This window comes from Dongia sp., from assembly GCF_041918875.1.
Classification (GTDB): Bacteria; Pseudomonadota; Alphaproteobacteria; order Dongiales; family Dongiaceae; genus Dongia.
On sequence record NZ_JAYRUV010000003.1, the window covers coordinates 257,691 to 273,355 of the forward strand.

The window sequence follows — 15,665 nt, forward strand, 5'->3', positions numbered from 1 at the left end:
GGGCGTTGGCATTGGATTGGTGGCGCCGGATCGGCAAGGGTGGATCTCAGAAAGCATTATTTTACGACCGTAAAATAATGCTTTCCCCGAGCACTTCCAGGCGGTATAGCTTGGCGTAACGAGACGGCTTTTCCTGGCCGCCCGCTTTGCTTTGCCATCGGGGATTCCTCAATGCCGTTTGATTTTCAGCCGACCGATGAACAGCGCATGCTGGTGGAGACCACACGCGCTTTTGTCGAGAAAGAGCTCTATCCCGTTGAACGGGAAGTCGACAAATTGGGCCATGTGCCGAAGGAGATCGGCGATGCGATCAAGGCGAAGGCCAAGGCGCTGGGGCTCTATGCCGCCAACATGCCGGAATCGGTCGGCGGTGCCGGTCTCGATGTCATGTCGCAGATGCTGTTCGAACGCGAACTCGGCAAGGCCAATTGGGCGGTGCAGAAGTTCGTCGGGCGCCCATCCTACATCCTGATGGCGGCAAAGGGCGATCAGATCGAGAAATATCTGCTGCCGACCGTGCGTGGCGAGAAGATGGAAGTCTTCGCACTCACCGAGCCTGGTGCGGGGTCGGATGCCATGTCGATCACGACGCGGGCCGAGGCGGACGGCGACGACTACATCCTCAATGGCGGCAAGCATTTCATCACCGGCGTCGGCGTGCCCGACTTCGCCATTGTCTTCACAGTCACCGGCATCGATGAAACCAAGCGGGGCCCCCGCAAGCGTATCACGGCTTTCCTGGTCGATCGCGACACGCCGGGCTTTACCATCCGCCGTGGCCCGCGCTGCGTTTCCTACCGTGCCTATGACAATTGGGAACTCTTCTTCGACAATGTCCGCCTGCACAAGCGCCAGATCCTGGGCGAGGAAGGAACAGGTTTCGAGGTCGCCAATGAATGGCTGCTGGGCGGCCGTGTCTTCATCGCCGCCAATTGCTGCGGCAAGGCGGAGCGTGCCATGGAACTGGCGCTCGATTGGGCCGCAACCAGGAAGCAGTTCGGCCAGACGATCGGCAAGTTCCAGGGCGTTTCCTTCAAGCTTGCCGATATGAAGACCGAACTTGCTGCGGCCGACGCCCTTACCGCCTATGTCTGCTGGAAGCTGCAGAACGGCACCATGACCAACGGCGATGCCGGCATGGCGAAGCTCTTTGCCACCGAGATGCTGGGCCGTGTCACTGATCAGGCGATCCAGATTTTCGGTGGCATGGGCCTGATGGAGGAATTGCCGCTGGAAATGATGTGGCGCGACGCGCGTGTGGAGCGCATCTGGGAGGGCACGTCGGAAATCCAGCGCCACATCATCTCGCGCGAGATGCTGCGGGCGAAGGAACAATAGCAAGCTTACGGCAATAGGGTTGCGCGCAAGGCCTGCAGCGCCGCGTGAATGCCGTTATCGGCGACACGCGGTATGAGGCGGCTGAGATAATTGTCGATATCCGCCGGCGGCGACGCCGAACTGCCCTCGGGTTCCGTACCCAGCCGCCAATAGATGAAGTCGAGCAGCGGGCGGCGCTCTCCGGAGAGCAACCCCGCCAATGGCTGCAAGGCAGCGGCAATCTCCTGTGCTTCGAAATCGCCCGCATAATTCCGTTCGGATTCCTCGGCATAGCAGACGGGCGACGCACTGCCGATGCCTGGCTGCAAGGCCGCCGAGCGCTCGGTGACAATGCGGCCCATAGGGATATCGTGCGGCTGCGGCTCGATGCTGGGTAGCTGGAACATCGCAAATCCGATGCCGATCACCTCGCCCGGCTTCCTGCGTGCAGCCAGGGTGCGGTCGAAGAAACCGCCGCCATAGCCCAGGCGATAGAGGGCGGCGTCGAAGCCCACCAGCGGAGCCACGATCGTCTGCGGCGTGATCTCCAGGTCGGTCGCCGGAATGGGAATATCCCAGATGCCGCGCGCCATGGCACAGCCTGGCGACCAGGGGCGGAAGGTCAACGGCTCCCCGATCTTCGTCCCGACCGGCAAGGCAATCTCGACACCTTCGGCGGCAAGCGTGCGCATCAGCGGGCGCAGGTCGGGCTCGCCGCGGAATGGCCAATAGAAGCTGATCGGTCCTTCGGCCTCCTGCAACAGGGGGTGAAGGCGTTCCATCAAGGCTGCCGACATCCCTTGGCGCAAAGTCGGCGGGCAGGCTGTACGCGCGGCAAGAATCCTCGCGCGCGCCTCCTTGCGCCAGGCTTTGACCTCACCCCAATTGGCCGAATGCGAAATCATCGCTTCCAGATCGGCTTGCCGCTGCCCGGCAGGCCAAGCTCGGCCCAGCGGGCGGTGACATTGTCGACGATATTACGATCCATGGCGATCTTCTCACCCCATTCGCGATGCGTTTCGGGCGGCAGTTTATTGGTGGCATCGAGGCCGATCTTGCCGCCAAGGCCGCTTTCCGGCGAGGCGAAATCGAGATAATCGATCGGCGTCCGTTCGACGAGCGTGAGGTCGCGTACGGGATCCATGCGGGTGGAGATCGCCCACATCACATCCTTCCAGTCGCGTGCGTTGATGTCGTCATCCACGACGATGACGAACTTTGTGTACATGAACTGGCGCAGGAACGACCAGACGCCGAACATCACGCGTTTGGCATGGCCTGGATAGGCCTTTTTCATCGAGACGATTGCAATGCGATAGGAACAGCCTTCGGGCGGCAGCCAGAAATCGACGATTTCAGGGAACTGCTGGGTCAGCAGTGGAATAAAGACCTCGTTGAGCGCTTCGCCCAATACCGAAGGCTCGTCGGGCGGCCTGCCGGTAAAGGTCGAGAGATAGATCGGGTCGCGCCGCATCGTAATGGCGCTGATTGTAAAGACCGGGAAGGGCTCGACCGAATTGTAATAGCCGGTATGATCGCCATAGGGGCCTTCGTCGCGGTAATCTTCCAGCGAGACATGGCCTTCCAGCACGATCTCCGCCTGCGCCGGAACCTGCAGCGGCACCGTTTTGCAATCGACGAGTTCGACCTTCCTGCCACGCAGCATGCCGGCGAAATGATATTCCGACATCGTATCGGGCACCGGCGTCACGGCGGCGAGAATGGTGCCGGGATCGGCGCCGATCACGACGGCGGCGGGGAATGGCTCGCGCTTCGAAGCGGCCCAGCGCGCGTGGTGCTGCGCGCCGCCGCGATGCTTCAGCCAGCGCATCAGGGTCTGGTTCCTGCCCAGCACCTGCATGCGATAGATGCCGAGGTTGAAATTGTCAGACTTACCCTTGCCCGGACCCTTGGTGACGACCAGCGGCCAGGTGATGAGCGGTGCCGGCTCACCCGGCCAGCAGCCTTGTACCGGCAATTCGGTCAGGTCGATCCGGTCGCCGGTGAGAACGACATCCTGTACCGGGGCATAGCCGACCTGGCGGGGCTTCATGGCGAGGGCCGTCTTCAGGAGCGGCAGCATCTCCCAGGCCTCCTTGAAGCCGCCCGGCGGTTCCGGCTGCTTGAGGAAGGCCAGAGTCTCGCCAAGTGCCCGCAGGCCTTCGGGTTCGCGGTCCATGCCCCACGCGACACGCTCGACCGTCCCGAAAAGATTGACCAGCACGGGCATGGCGTAGCGCTTGCCGGTCGTCTTCGAGACGGGATTTTCGAACAGCACCGCGGGGCCGCCTTCGGCCAGCAGGCGAGTCTGGATTTCCGTCATTTCGAGATGCGGATCGACCGGTGCCGCAACCCGCACCAGGCGGCCGCTGCTCTCAAGTTTCTGGATGAAATCGCGCAGGGATTCATAAGGCATGGTCCGGCCAATCTAGCGGGTTTCCCCGCGATGGGCTAGGCTGTGACATCGCTACTTTGCGTCGGATCGAGGACAGAAATGTACCGCGCGGCATTGCTGGTTGGCCTGCTCCTGGGATTTTCCATGCCTGCCGCGACGGCTGAGCCGCGCCTCGCCCTGGTTATCGGGAATTCGACCTATGGGGGCGAGATGGGCAAGCTGCCAAATCCCGCCAATGATGCCGCGCTGATGGCGGCGACGCTGGCCAAGCTCGGCTTCAAGGTCACCAAGCTCATCGACGCCGACCAGAAGCAGATGAAGCGCGCCATCGCCGATTTTGGCTCGGCATTGACCGCAGCGGGACCGGATGCGGCCGGTCTCTTTTTCTATGCCGGCCACGGCGTGCAGATTGCCGGAGAGAACTATCTCATTCCGCTCCGTGCTGAAATCGGCAAGGAGGCGGATGCGGAACTGGAAGCCGTTCCGGCCGATTGGGTTCTGAAGCAGATGGAATTTGCCGGCAACCGGATCAACATCATCATCCTCGATGCCTGCCGCAACAACCCGTTGCCGCGCTCGGTTCGGTCGGTCGATCGCGGCCTCGCGCGCATGGATGCGCCCAAAGGCAGCTTCATTGCCTATGCGACCGCGCCGGGCGAAACGGCCGCCGATGGGGCGGGCAAGAACAGCCCCTATACCCAGGCGCTGGCCAAGGCCATGCAGCAGCCCGGCATCTCCATCGAGGAAACTTTCCGCAATGCGCGCGTCGATGTCCTGAAGCAGACGGCAGAGAAACAGATACCATGGGAATCGTCGTCATTGACCGGCGCTTTTTACTTTCAGGAGAGAGGCGCGGCGGCATCCGTGGCGCCCGATACCGGTGCCGAACTGCCAACGACGACAGCAGCGGTGCAACCGCCGCCGAGTGGTGCCGCGGCAGGGAAAATCATTCGTGACTGCCCATCCTGCCCCGAACTCGTGACGATGGCGCCCGGCAATTTCGTCATGGGGGCGCGCAATGGCGAACGGGGTGCCACGGAAGCCGAATTTCCCCAGACGCCGATTACGGTTGCGCCCTTTGCCATCGGCAAATCCGAAGTGACGCGTGGCGAGTTCGGCGCCTTTGTCGAGGCAGCTGGATATGAGCCCGCGCGCCGCTGCTGGGCGGAGACACCGGCGGGGAAGTTCGACTTCGTCGACGGCCGGAACTGGCGCAATCCGGGCTACAAGCAGAGCGATCGCGATCCGGTCGTTTGTATTTCGGCGGATGATGCACTGGCCTATGTCAAATGGCTCGCCGCCACGACCGGCAGGGCCTATCGGCTGCCCAGTGAAGCCGAATGGGAATATGCCGCACGCGGTGGAACGCAGACACCAACGCCGTGGGGGGACGATACGGACGCCATCTGCGCCAATGGCAATATCGCCGATAGTGCGGCCGCGGCGCACTTCAAGGGCTGGCGCAGTGTCGATTGCGACGACGGTTATGTCTTCACGGCGCCGGCCGGTTCCTTCGCGGCCAATGCGTTCGGCCTCTTCGACATGCTGGGCAATGTGAAGGAATGGGTGGCCGATTGCTGGAATGACGATCTGGACGGCATCGGCCCGTCGGCAAAGCCGCGCCGTGCCGGCAATTGCGATATGCGCGCCGTCCGAGGTTCCGCCTGGGACGGATTGCCCGATCACAATCGCTCAGCCTACCGCGAAGGCAACAACCGCCCGACGGCGTATTTCAATTACGGCTTTCGGGTCGCCCGAGACCTTTAAGGCCCAACCAGCAAGCACTCGCCGCCCGCCGCCATGATGTCGCGACAGGTCGCATTGGCCGCGGCGCGGTCGGCGAAAGGGCCGATCTGCAGGCGATAGAAAACTCCCTTGGCGCCAAGGTCGGCTCGTTCGACATGGAGTTCCTGGCCGTCGAGTGGCGCGCCGAGACGCTTCTTCAGCCGCTGCCATTCGCCCTCGACATCGCTTTCGTTCGGGACGGAGGCGATCTGCAGGCGGATTCCGGCGGGGACCCCAGATGGCGGCAAGGCCGCGGCCTGGGGTTGCTCGATCTCGGGGGCGGGTGTGGAAGCAGGTACGGACTCCGGTGTCGCGGCCGCGGCGACGGGGGCCTGATATCCGGCTGCGGCTTCATCCGATTTTGCCTGTGCTTCGGCGCGCTGCTCCGGCGTCATGCGCTGGCCGACGATCGATTGATTGGTCTCCGCCATCAGGCGAGAGACGCCTGGGGATGCCCCGCGCGCGGCGAGGGAGAGCCATTTATAAGCCTCGGTATCGCTCTGCGGGACGCCTTCGCCCTTTGCATACAGGACGCCGAGGCGCGATTGCGCTTCAGGTTCGCCGGCTTCCGCGGCCTGTTTCAACAGTTCCACGCCCTCGGTCACGGTGCCGCCATGGCCGGCCAGGTAAAGCTGTGCCAGTTTCCACTTGGCGTAACCGTCGCCGCTCTCGGCCATGGGCTGCAGTTCCGCGATGGCGGCATCATATTTCCTGGCCGCGATCGCGGCTTCCGCGGCAGCCAGATCCGCCTGTGCCGGCACCGAGCCAAGGGCTAGAGCCATCAATGCCGCCGCCATCGCCTTGGCCGGCATGAGCAGTGTGAGGACAGGCCGGAAACCGGCTAAGGCACCCATGATTAGGCTCCACCTGAAGACGTGTAAATTCGGACTAACTACATCATAGACAGAAGAAACGAGTCGCGTCGATGTCGCGACCGGGGGCGGTTCCATTCTGCCGACGATACTTTTCGAGAACCTCACATTTTTGTTGAATCCGACCCAAGCCACAGTCTCGCGGCAATATGACGCCTTAAACGGCGTTGGGAACCGTGCGAGGTAATATCGGTTACACTGCCAAATATGGTGAGGTCCCAATGCCGCTTCTGGTCAAATTCATGCTGCGACACGCGCTGATCGGCCATGCCATGGCGGGTATCTTCGTGGCAGCATTCTTTGCGCTGGATGTCGGTGGCTTGGCGACGCTTGTCGGCTCGTCGAACTTCGGTATTCTTGCGGTCGCGCTGCTGACCTTCTTCACGGGCCTGACTTTCGCCGGTTTGCAGATGGGCATGGCGATCATGTCGCTGAAGGGCGAACCGGAAGAAGACGAGGCGCCGCGCGGCCCTGATGGTGAAATCGACTCCTGGCAAGCGCAGCCCGTCCCCGCCATCGCCCGCAAGCAGCGCTGATCTTCAGGCGCGAATCTTCAGGCGGCGAAACCGCTTTTGCCGCCGCGGCGGTGATCTTCCTCGAACAAGGCGGCGAGCTGCTCCAGTACTGTGCCGCCCAATTGCTCGGCATCGACCAGCGTGACGGCGCGACGATAATAGCGCGTCACGTCGTGACCGATGCCGATCGCAACCAGTTCGACATTCGAGCGCGTCTCGATCCACTCAATAACGTCGCGGAGATGGTGCTCCAGATAGTTGCCCGGGTTGACCGACAGCGTCGAATCGTCGACCGGCGCGCCATCCGAGATGACCATCAGGATCTTGCGCTGTTCGGGTCGCACGGCGATGCGGTTGTGTGCCCAGAGGAGGGCCTCGCCGTCGATATTCTCCTTGAGGATCCCTTCGCGCAGCATCAGGCCCAGGTTCTTGCGCGCGCGGCGCCACGGCGCGTCGGCGGATTTGTAGATGATGTGCCGAAGATCGTTGAGACGGCCCGGATTGCCGGGCTTCCCGGCGGCGATCCAGCTTTCGCGCGACTGGCCGCCTTTCCACATGCGGGTGGTGAAGCCAAGGATTTCGACCTTCACGCCGCAGCGCTCCAGTGTGCGGGCCAGGATGTCGCCGGTCATGGCGGCAACCGTGATCGGCCGGCCGCGCATCGAACCCGAATTGTCGATCAGCAGCGAGACGACGGTGTCGCGGAATTCGGTATCGCTTTCCTGCTTGTAGGAAAGCGGCAGGTCCGGATTGACGACCACGCGCGGCAGGCGCGCCGCGTCCAGGATGCCTTCCTCGAGGTCGAAGTTCCACGAGCGGTTCTGCTTGGCAAGCAGGCGGCGCTGCAGGCGGTTGGCGAGCTTGGCGACGACGGTCTGCAGCGCGGTCAATTGCTGATCGAGCAGTTGCCGCAGGCGCGCCAATTCTTCCGGATCGCACAGGTCGGCCGCGTCGACCACTTCGTCGAATTGCGTGGTGAATGGCTTGTAGGGCGCCTCGTTGCGGCGGCTGAAATCCGGCTCGTTGCGGCGCTTGGGCGAACCGGGCTTTTCGTCGCCCGTTTCGGCGTCCATCTCCATATCGGTTTCTTCTGCGTCGACATCCTCAGATTCCGCTGCAGCACTCTCCGCCGCCTCCGATTCCAGCTCCATCTGGCTGTCGGATTTCTGCTGTTCCTTGCCCTTGGTCTGTTGCTGGTCGTCCTGATTGTCCTGATCGGGATCGTCCTGGTTCTCCTGCTCCTCGTCCTCGGGATCGAAATCGTCCTCGCTGGCTTCGAGTTCCATGTCGGCCAGCAGGCGCCGCGTTGCCTTGGCATAGGCGCGCTGGCTGGTCAGGCATTCACCCAGACGCTCGATGTCTTCGCGCACCTTTTGCGGCAGGTCGCCGCGCCACAGGTCGACCATGCTTTTGGCGAGATCCGGAACGGCCTGGCCGGTGAGGCTTTCGCGCGCCAGCAGGCGCAGCACATCGGGCAGGGAACCTTCCTGACGGGAGGCCACGCGGACAAAGCCCTTCTGCCGGCAATGCTCGTCGAGTGCTGCATTCAAATTCTGTCGCACACCGTCCATGCGCTTGGAGCCGATCGCTTCGACGCGCGCCGTTTCCAGCGCCTGGAATATTTCGCGTGCAAGCTGGCTCTTCGGCGCTTCGCGGGCATGGAGCCTTGCGTTGTGATGGCGAAGTCTCAGGGCGATCGCGTCGGATTCGCCGCGTGTCAGAGCGACATCCGCCGCCGGCAGATGCCGGCCGGGCAAGGGCAGCCGCGCTTCGTTGCCGCTGATCCCGCCCATGCCCGAGTTCTGGCCCTGGTTGGGAGCGAAGCTCACCTGCAGTTCCTTGTTGCCCGACATGGCGCGCATGGTGGCACCGGTGACGCGGCGGAACTCTTCGACCGGATTCTTCGGTCCCGACATTGCTGCCCTCGACCCCGCTCGCTCAAGCCCGGATATTGGCCTGGGTCGCGGAATCCTTCAGATCCTGGCCAAAGCAGCGCTGGTAATATTCAGCGACGACCGGCCGTTCCAGCTCGTCGCATTTGTTGAGGAAGGAGACGCGGAAGGCAAAACCGATATCGCCGAAAATGCGCGCATTCTCGGCCCAGGTGATGACCGTGCGCGGGCTCATCACGGTCGATATGTCGCCGTTGATGAAGCCGGCGCGGGTGAGCTCCGCACAGGCCACCATGGCATTGACCTGCTTGCGGCCGGCCTCGTTGTCATAGGTCGGCGATTTGGCGACGACGATGTTCGCTTCGTCGTCATGCGGCAGGTAGTTGAGGGTGGCGACGATGTTCCATCGGTCCATCTGGCCCTGGTTGATCTGCTGCGTGCCATGATAGAGCCCGGTCGTGTCGCCGAGGCCAACGGTGTTTGCCGTCGCGAACAGGCGGAAGGCCGGGTGCGGGCGGATCACCTTGTTCTGATCGAGCAGCGTCAGTTTGCCTTCGACTTCGAGCACGCGCTGAATGACGAACATCACGTCCGGGCGGCCGGCATCGTATTCGTCGAAGACGAGGGCGGTCGGGTGCTGCAGCGCCCAGGGCAGCAGGCCTTCGCGGTATTCGGTCACCTGCTTGCCGTCCTTGAGGACGATCGCATCCTTGCCGATGAGGTCTATGCGGCTGATATGGCTGTCGAGGTTGACCCGGATGCAGGGCCAGTTCAGGCGCGCCGCGACCTGCTCGATATGGGTCGATTTGCCCGTGCCGTGATAGCCCTGGATCATCACGCGGCGATTGAAGGCAAAGCCCGCCAGGATGGCCATGGTCGTATCGTGATCGAAGCGGTAGCTGTCATCGACATCGGGGACAAGCTCGGTGCGCTGGCTGAAGGCCGGTACCTGGAGGTCGGAATCGAGGCCGAACATCTGGCGGACCGAGATGTTGATATCGGGCATCGAGGACTTGTCGATTTGGGCGAGGTTCTGGGTGACCATGATACGGGGCTCGTCAGCTCGTTAACGTCTTAGAAAAGGGCGCCCTTTTTAGGGCAATTCCGGAATGGTGACTAGGTCATTCCCTGCAAAGCAGCCCTGCTTTCGGCAGGGTTTAGGTCGCGATTCGACCCTGTGCCCACCAATTCGGCAGGAAGGGAGCCAATCCCACTGCGTCAGTCGAGGATGGCGGCACGTTTGAGCGTGCTATAGGCCTGATTGACGACTTTAAGGCGCTCCTCGGCCGCCTTGTCGCCGCCATTGGAATCCGGATGCAACTGCTTGGCCAGGGCCTTGTAGCGCATCTTGATCGCATCCCAATCGACCGGCGCTGTCAGATCCAGCACCGCCAGCGCCTGTTCCTCAGCCGACAATTTCCTGCGCGCGCGGGCCTTGGCCTCTTTCTCGGCCTGCCGTTTGGCCTGGCCTAGGCGGGCCTCTATTTCCGCCTGTACTTCCTCAGGGAAAAGGTCGAAGCGGGTGCCTGCCGCAAATTTGTATTGCCGGCCGCTGGCGGAGCGCTGGCCGAGCTTCCAGGTCGGCCGGTCGCCGACGATCGAGGAACGCACCGATTTTTCGATTTCCGCCGGTCCCATCCCCGCGTAATAGTCCCAGGTACGGTTGTATTCGCGCACATGGTCGAGACAGAACCAGTAGTAATCGTTGAGTTTTTCACGCGATTTGGGCGCACGAAAGGTGCCGGATTCCTGGCAGCCGGCATGATCGCAGATGGTCTGGCGCGGCGGCGGGTCCGGGTCGTAATGGCTGCGGCGCCGATGACGGATGGTCTGTTCTTTCGACATGAAGTTAAGTATGAGGGGCGCGCGGCGTTCTCGCAAGGGCGAGAGCGCTTGCAGGAAGTCATGTCGCAGTCTAAGCCAATGCGGCGACTGGAAATTATTTGATGGGTCTTGATCTCATGACGATGTGCCATTGCGGTTCGGGAAAACAGCTTGAGGCGTGCTGCCTGCCCTTGATCAACGGTGCCGCCGCGCCCACGGCCGAGGCCCTGATGCGCTCGCGCTATAGCGCGTTCAAGCTGGGCAACCTCGACTATATCGACAAGACCCATGCCAGCGACATGGACGAGCCTTTCGACCGCGAGCACGGCCAGCATATGGTCGACGACATCGACTGGCGCGGGCTCGAAATCCGGAACGTGGTCGGCGGCGGCGACAAAGACGAGACGGGCGAGGTTGAGTTCATTGCCCGTTTCAAGGCCCAAGGCCAGACCGGCATCCATCACGAGAAGGCGACCTTCAAGCGCGAGAGCGGACGCTGGGTCTATGTCGATGGCGAGATCAACCCCAAGGCGCCGCCGCGCCGCGTGGTGCAGGTCGGCCGCAACGATCCTTGCCCCTGCGGGTCGGGCAAGAAATATAAAAAGTGCTGCGGCGCCGCGGCGTAAGGGAGCTGAGTATCATGGGCAAGGTTGCCGACGGCATGAGCACCAAGCTGCAGGCGGCCTTCGCCCCGACACGACTCAACGTCATCGACGAAACCAACCAGCATCACGGCCATGCCGCCTGGAAGGAAAGCGGCGAAACGCATTTCAAGGTGGAGATTACGGCCGCAGCCTTCGCCGGCAAAAGCCGCGTCGAGCGCCAGCGGATGGTCTATGCCGCGTTGGCGGATGACCTCAATGCCGGCGTCCACGCCCTGGCGCTGGTGGTTAAGGCGCCGGGGGAGGTGTGATCTAATTTGCCGACTTTGCCGGCGGCACAAAGAATGCCGGCCAATGTGTGCGCACGACTTCGCCGTCGCTGGCCAGCGCGTGGCAGGTGTCGAGGAAGCCGGGGCGTTTTCCCGGCGAGGTGTCGGCCGGCGGACCTTCGTGCCGGGCGAGGCCGGCGTCGCGCTTGGCCTTCTCGCGATATCCATAGATCGTCTGGAAGGCGACCGTGCCCATCGCGCGCAGCATTTCGACATGGTGCGTGCAGCCATGGGCGCCGCTGACGCTGTTGCGCAGGGTGCGCGACCAGCCTTTGGCGACGGTGGCACCCTTGAGCGCGTCGAAGGCCGGCGTGATGTCGCCGCAGATGGAAAATGGCGAAGCCGCCGTCACCACGGCGATGTCCATGACCGTGAAGTGATCGTCGAGCGTCAGGCGGATGATCATGTCATGCACCGGTGCGCCCGGTTCGACCACCCCGCGCCATTCGTTGGGGAATGCATAATCCTTGGTGTCGACCATGCGTCCTTCGATATCGAACAGGCCGTCGGCGCGCCGGTATCCGCGGAAATCGTAACGCCGCGTATGCAGGGGTTCGCGCGGCGCAGCTTCCGGCAGTGATCGCAGGGGTTCAACCATGCTGCCTGACCTCGCGCTTCTCGCTGGGGCGGACGGTCTTGGGCAATACGGTATCGGCCGGCGGCATCACTTTGATCCGGGTTATCTGGTTGCGCTGGCGTTCGAGGATCTCGAAACGGAAGCCATAGAATGCGAAGGCCTGGCCGGGCGAAGGGATCTGCTGGGCTTCGTGCAGCACCAGTCCGGCGATGGTTGAGGCCTCCTCATCGGGCAGGCGCCAGCCATATTCGCGGTTGAGATCGCGCAAGGTGACCGTGCCGTCCATCTCCAAACTGCCGTCCGGCTGTGGACTGACGCCGGCCACGGTGACGTCATGCTCGTCGGAAATGTCGCCGACGATTTCCTCCAGAATGTCCTCCAGCGTCACGATACCCATCAAGGCGCCATATTCGTCGACCACGATGGCGAAATGCTCGCGCCGACTGCGAAACGCCTCAAGCTGCGCCAAAAGGTTGGTCTGGTCGGGAATAAACCAGGGCAAAGCGGCGAGCGAGACGATGTCGAGGCCGTCGAGTTTCCACTGATTGGCCTGGATTGCGCGCAGCAGCGCCTTGGCGTGGAGGACGCCTATGATGTTGTCGGCTTCGCCGCGATAGAGCGGCAGGCGCGTATGCGGGCTCTGCAGCACTTCGGCCACCAATTGCTCGATCGGCTGGTCGGCATCGATCAAGGTCATGTTGCGCCGGTGCACCATGATGTCGGAGACGGGCACGTCCTCAAGATCGAGAATCGAATGCAGCATCTGGCCGGCTTCGCGGATTTCCTCGTCGGCGCCGGCATGGAGCGCGATGGCACCGCGCAGCTCTTCGATCCGCTCCTCGGCACCCGGCTCATTGACTACCTTGACGCCAAAGAGGCGCAGCAGGCCGCTGCAGACCAGCTGGGTCAGCTGCGTGACCGGCGCCGTGGCGCGCACCAGGACCAGGACCAAAGGCGCCAGGGTCAGGGCCGAGCGGTCGGCATGATTGATAGCGAACGTCTTCGGCAGCACCTCGCCCAGCACGAAAATGACGATGGTCGCGACGATGCCGGCATAGACAGCGCCAGAATCGCCGAAATAGACAGCAAAGACCTGAGCCGAGAGGATAGCGATGAAGCTATTGACGCAGGCGTTGCCAAGCAGGATCGTGCCGATCACCTGCTCCATGCGCCCACGCAGCTTGTTGACCACGGCCGCGCGCCTGAAGCCCTGATTGGCAAGCGTCAGCATGCGTGCCTTGGAAGCCGCGGTCAGCGCGGTTTCGGAGCTGGAGAAGAAGGCGGAACCAAGGACCAGGAGCACCAGAACGCCGAGGTTCAGCAGGATCCAATCCATCTTCGCCATCCACTATCGAGATATAAGCCGCCGGTCGCGATGCAGGGTCAGGCGGCGATTGCCGTCTCCAGAGTTGCCATGACCTCGGCAAGGTCAACATGCGCAGGATGGAACGACTTGCCGATGCCTCGCGCCAGCACGAAACCGATGCGACCGTCCTTCACCTTCTTGTCGCGGCCCATATGCTCGATCAGCCGCTCGGCCGACCAGAAGCGGCCCTGCACGGCGCCGGGTGCCGTCGGCAGGCCAACGCTGGCCAGATGCCGCTGCAGGCGCGCGGCATCCGCCAGCGGGCAAAGGCCCAGCGTGGCCGAGAGGTCGAATGCCATCACCATGCCGATGGCGACACCTTCGCCATGCAGCAGCTCGTCGGAGAAACCGCATTCGGCTTCCAGCGCGTGGCCGAAGGTGTGGCCGAGGTTGAGAAGAGCGCGGGCGCCGCTTTCGCGTTCGTCGGCGCCGACGATGCGGGCCTTGGCGCGGCAGGAGACGGCGATGGCGTGCCGGCGCGCGGCCTCGTCGCCCTCGATCACATCCATGCCATTGGCTTCCAGCCAGGCGAAGAATTCCGGTTCGTCGATGAGGCCGTATTTCACCACTTCGGCGTAGCCCGCCAGCAATTCTCGCCGGGGCAAGGTGTCGAGTGTGGCCGTGTCTGCGAGGACCAGGCGCGGCTGATAGAAGGCGCCGACCAGGTTCTTGCCGTGCGGCGTGTTGATGCCGGTCTTGCCGCCGACCGAGGAATCGACCTGGGCGAGCAGGGTCGTCGGCACCTGGATGAAGTCGATGCCGCGCAGCGTGATGGCCGCGACAAAACCGGTGAGATCGCCGATAACCCCGCCGCCGAGAGCCACGAGCGTGGAGCCGCGCTCGATCTTCATGTCGAGCAGCAGGCCGGTCAGGCGCTCGACCTCGGCAAAGCTCTTGGTCGCTTCCCCGGCAGGAAGAATGATGCTGTCCACCTTGATGCCGGCCTGGGCGAGGGCATGTTCCAAGCCCTCGAGATGAAGCTTGGCCACATTGGCGTCGGTGACGATCACGACATGCTGCTTCGAGAGCAGCGGCACGATATGCTCGCCCGCGGCGGCGATGAGATTGCGGCCGATCAGGATATCGTAGCTGCGCGCGCCGAGTTCGACCCGCAAGCGGTCGGGCTGCACATGGTTCCGGGCATTGGCTGGCGCAACACTCATGATGCCGCATCCTGCGCCCTGGCGAAATGGTCGTGCAAGGCCTCCATGACGCGGCCCAATGTCACTTCCGGGGGGCCGTCCGCACTGTCGACGATGATGTCGGCCTCGGCGTAGAACGGATGGCGCAGTTCGATGAGTTCGGCAAGCTTGGCGCGCGGATCCACGTTCTGCAGCAGCGGCCGGTCGTTGCGGCGCGAAACGCGCTTGAACAGCAAATCGAGGTCGGCGCGAATCCAGATCGAGATGGCGCGTTCCTTGACCAGCGCGCGCGTGGTCGGGTCGACGAAGGCGCCGCCGCCGGTGGCCAGCACATGGACCGGGTTGCCGAGCAGGCGCTGGATGACGCGCCGTTCGCCATCGCGGAATGCCTTCTCGCCATGCATGGCGAAGATGTCGGGGATCGAGCAGCCCGCCGCCGCCTCAATCTCGCGGTCGGCATCAACGAAGGGCAGGCCCAGATGGCTGGCAAGGCGCTTGCCGATGCAGCTCTTGCCGGCACCCATCAGGCCGACGAGAACGATCGGGCGTTTGAGTTGGGCGAGGACGCCGTGGGCGAAGGCCTTGTCCAGGGCATGATCGGCCGTTTCGCGCGAACCGGCGCGACCGCCTGCGGTGGCGCCATGGACGGCGCTGTTTTGGGTTGTTTCGACCATTTGCCGTGGGTATCAGGCACTTAGCCTCCGCGTCAAGGTTTAGGGCGGCGGCAGGCTCCGTCACGCCGAGTTGAAGCCCAGGAACCCGAAATCGCGGTTAGTATTTGAACTAGCATTCGAATCCGGCGCTATGGCATGTTGCATCCGATCCCGACCGCAATGTCCGCAAAGTCTCGGATACGGTGTCACGGGCCATGGTTAAGCAATTGATATTCCAGACATGAGCAAGCCAATCCTCAGCATCTTCGGCATCGCCGTCCTCGTCATCCTGGGCGGCATCGTCTTTCTCGGCACCTACAAGCTGCCGGCGCCGACGCAGCAGGTGGAATTGCAGATTCCGAATGACCGGCTGTCCTTGCAATAGGCCCGACCGTC

The 15,665-nt window shown here is 63.0% G+C and carries 16 protein-coding genes; 6 read left to right on the forward strand and 10 right to left on the reverse strand.

Features of this window, described 5'->3' with window-relative positions; genetic code table 11:
- Nucleotides 1-171 precede the first annotated feature (171 nt).
- The gene (locus ACE3TY_RS04880; protein WP_374651417.1) at nucleotides 172-1,338 is read left to right on the forward strand and encodes an acyl-CoA dehydrogenase family protein; all 1,167 of its coding nucleotides are present in this window, start codon (nucleotides 172-174) and stop codon (nucleotides 1,336-1,338) included.
- 5 nt (nucleotides 1,339-1,343) lie between these two features.
- Here the strand turns inward: ACE3TY_RS04880 and ACE3TY_RS04885 are convergent, their stop codons facing one another.
- A complete protein-coding gene (locus ACE3TY_RS04885; protein ID WP_374651419.1) occupies nucleotides 1,344-2,222 on the reverse strand; it encodes a 5-formyltetrahydrofolate cyclo-ligase in 879 nt (292 codons plus the stop codon).
- On the reverse strand, nucleotides 2,219-3,733 hold the full coding sequence (locus ACE3TY_RS04890; RefSeq protein ID WP_374651421.1) for a UbiD family decarboxylase: 1,515 nt from the start codon (nucleotides 3,731-3,733) through the stop codon (nucleotides 2,219-2,221). The genes ACE3TY_RS04885 and ACE3TY_RS04890 overlap by 4 nt, the downstream gene beginning before the upstream one ends.
- 123 nt (nucleotides 3,734-3,856) lie before the next feature.
- On the opposite strand from ACE3TY_RS04890, the gene ACE3TY_RS04895 reads away from it, so the two are divergent.
- Nucleotides 3,857-5,479, forward strand: coding sequence for an SUMF1/EgtB/PvdO family nonheme iron enzyme (locus tag ACE3TY_RS04895; protein WP_374651423.1), 1,623 nt, complete (start codon nucleotides 3,857-3,859; stop codon nucleotides 5,477-5,479).
- Here the strand turns inward: ACE3TY_RS04895 and ACE3TY_RS04900 are convergent.
- On the reverse strand, nucleotides 5,476-6,351 hold the full coding sequence (locus ACE3TY_RS04900; protein ID WP_374651425.1) for an SPOR domain-containing protein: 876 nt from the start codon (nucleotides 6,349-6,351) through the stop codon (nucleotides 5,476-5,478). The two genes, ACE3TY_RS04895 and ACE3TY_RS04900, sit on opposite strands and share 4 nt — an antisense overlap.
- Nucleotides 6,352-6,590: 239 nt before the next feature.
- Between ACE3TY_RS04900 and ACE3TY_RS04905 the strand changes: the two genes are divergently transcribed.
- The gene (locus ACE3TY_RS04905) at nucleotides 6,591-6,905 is read left to right on the forward strand and encodes a hypothetical protein (protein WP_374651427.1); all 315 of its coding nucleotides are present in this window, start codon (nucleotides 6,591-6,593) and stop codon (nucleotides 6,903-6,905) included.
- Nucleotides 6,906-6,922: 17 nt separating this feature from the next.
- Here ACE3TY_RS04905 and cobT read toward each other — a convergent pair whose 3' ends face one another.
- The 3 genes from cobT to ACE3TY_RS04920 form a co-directional block, all read right to left on the reverse strand.
- A complete protein-coding gene (gene cobT / locus ACE3TY_RS04910) occupies nucleotides 6,923-8,800 on the reverse strand; it encodes a cobaltochelatase subunit CobT (RefSeq protein WP_374651428.1) in 1,878 nt (625 codons plus the stop codon).
- Between the two features lie 22 nt (nucleotides 8,801-8,822).
- Complete coding sequence (gene cobS, locus ACE3TY_RS04915; protein WP_374651430.1) at nucleotides 8,823-9,821, reverse strand: cobaltochelatase subunit CobS; 999 nt, start codon at nucleotides 9,819-9,821, stop codon at nucleotides 8,823-8,825.
- Nucleotides 9,822-9,994: 173 nt separating this feature from the next.
- A complete protein-coding gene (locus ACE3TY_RS04920) occupies nucleotides 9,995-10,621 on the reverse strand; it encodes a DnaJ domain-containing protein (protein WP_374651432.1) in 627 nt (208 codons plus the stop codon).
- A gap of 101 nt (nucleotides 10,622-10,722) precedes the next feature.
- Here ACE3TY_RS04920 and ACE3TY_RS04925 point away from each other — a divergent pair, with 101 nt between their 5' ends.
- The gene (locus ACE3TY_RS04925) at nucleotides 10,723-11,226 is read left to right on the forward strand and encodes a YchJ family protein (protein ID WP_374651433.1); all 504 of its coding nucleotides are present in this window, start codon (nucleotides 10,723-10,725) and stop codon (nucleotides 11,224-11,226) included.
- Between the two features lie 14 nt (nucleotides 11,227-11,240).
- Nucleotides 11,241-11,513, forward strand: a complete 273-nt coding sequence (locus tag ACE3TY_RS04930; RefSeq protein ID WP_374651435.1) for a BolA family protein — start codon at nucleotides 11,241-11,243, stop codon at nucleotides 11,511-11,513.
- 1 nt (nucleotide 11,514) lies between these two features.
- On the opposite strand, the gene ACE3TY_RS04935 is transcribed toward ACE3TY_RS04930, so the two are convergent.
- From ACE3TY_RS04935 to ACE3TY_RS04950, 4 genes are read right to left on the reverse strand one after another with little or no spacing between them, the layout of a single operon-like run.
- A complete protein-coding gene (locus ACE3TY_RS04935) occupies nucleotides 11,515-12,129 on the reverse strand; it encodes a DUF2889 domain-containing protein (protein WP_374651436.1) in 615 nt (204 codons plus the stop codon).
- On the reverse strand, nucleotides 12,122-13,444 hold the full coding sequence (locus tag ACE3TY_RS04940) for an HlyC/CorC family transporter (protein ID WP_374651438.1): 1,323 nt from the start codon (nucleotides 13,442-13,444) through the stop codon (nucleotides 12,122-12,124). Before ACE3TY_RS04940 ends, ACE3TY_RS04935 begins: the two co-directional genes overlap by 8 nt.
- Nucleotides 13,445-13,491: 47 nt before the next feature.
- Nucleotides 13,492-14,637, reverse strand: coding sequence for a 3-dehydroquinate synthase (gene aroB / locus ACE3TY_RS04945; protein ID WP_374651440.1), 1,146 nt, complete (start codon nucleotides 14,635-14,637; stop codon nucleotides 13,492-13,494).
- Nucleotides 14,634-15,290: a shikimate kinase gene (locus ACE3TY_RS04950; RefSeq protein ID WP_374651441.1), complete on the reverse strand. Its 657-nt coding sequence runs from the start codon at nucleotides 15,288-15,290 to the stop codon at nucleotides 14,634-14,636. Before ACE3TY_RS04950 ends, aroB begins: the two co-directional genes overlap by 4 nt.
- Nucleotides 15,291-15,510: 220 nt before the next feature.
- Between ACE3TY_RS04950 and ACE3TY_RS04955 the strand changes: the two genes are divergently transcribed.
- Complete coding sequence (locus ACE3TY_RS04955; RefSeq protein WP_374651443.1) at nucleotides 15,511-15,654, forward strand: hypothetical protein; 144 nt, start codon at nucleotides 15,511-15,513, stop codon at nucleotides 15,652-15,654.
- The last annotated feature ends 11 nt before the right edge of the window (nucleotides 15,655-15,665 follow it).

Bases quoted from the DNA above. Each gene is read 5' to 3' on its own strand.
- ACE3TY_RS04890 (WP_374651421.1), bottom strand. From the start codon at position 3,733: ATGCCTTATGAATCCCTGCGCGATTTCATCCAGAAACTTGAGAGCAGC.
- cobS (WP_374651430.1), bottom strand. From the start codon at position 9,821: ATGGTCACCCAGAACCTCGCCCAAATCGACAAGTCCTCGATGCCCGAT.
- ACE3TY_RS04950 (WP_374651441.1), bottom strand. From the start codon at position 15,290: ATGGTCGAAACAACCCAAAACAGCGCCGTCCATGGCGCCACCGCAGGC.
- ACE3TY_RS04955 (WP_374651443.1), top strand. From the start codon at position 15,511: ATGAGCAAGCCAATCCTCAGCATCTTCGGCATCGCCGTCCTCGTCATC.
- cobT (WP_374651428.1), bottom strand. From the start codon at position 8,800: ATGTCGGGACCGAAGAATCCGGTCGAAGAGTTCCGCCGCGTCACCGGT.
- ACE3TY_RS04935 (WP_374651436.1), bottom strand. From the start codon at position 12,129: ATGGTTGAACCCCTGCGATCACTGCCGGAAGCTGCGCCGCGCGAACCC.
- ACE3TY_RS04895 (WP_374651423.1), top strand. From the start codon at position 3,857: ATGCCTGCCGCGACGGCTGAGCCGCGCCTCGCCCTGGTTATCGGGAAT.
- ACE3TY_RS04900 (WP_374651425.1), bottom strand. From the start codon at position 6,351: ATGGGTGCCTTAGCCGGTTTCCGGCCTGTCCTCACACTGCTCATGCCG.
- ACE3TY_RS04930 (WP_374651435.1), top strand. From the start codon at position 11,241: ATGGGCAAGGTTGCCGACGGCATGAGCACCAAGCTGCAGGCGGCCTTC.
- ACE3TY_RS04940 (WP_374651438.1), bottom strand. From the start codon at position 13,444: ATGGATTGGATCCTGCTGAACCTCGGCGTTCTGGTGCTCCTGGTCCTT.
- ACE3TY_RS04885 (WP_374651419.1), bottom strand. From the start codon at position 2,222: ATGATTTCGCATTCGGCCAATTGGGGTGAGGTCAAAGCCTGGCGCAAG.
- ACE3TY_RS04880 (WP_374651417.1), top strand. From the start codon at position 172: ATGCCGTTTGATTTTCAGCCGACCGATGAACAGCGCATGCTGGTGGAG.
- aroB (WP_374651440.1), bottom strand. From the start codon at position 14,637: ATGAGTGTTGCGCCAGCCAATGCCCGGAACCATGTGCAGCCCGACCGC.
- ACE3TY_RS04925 (WP_374651433.1), top strand. From the start codon at position 10,723: ATGGGTCTTGATCTCATGACGATGTGCCATTGCGGTTCGGGAAAACAG.
- ACE3TY_RS04905 (WP_374651427.1), top strand. From the start codon at position 6,591: ATGCCGCTTCTGGTCAAATTCATGCTGCGACACGCGCTGATCGGCCAT.
- ACE3TY_RS04920 (WP_374651432.1), bottom strand. From the start codon at position 10,621: ATGTCGAAAGAACAGACCATCCGTCATCGGCGCCGCAGCCATTACGAC.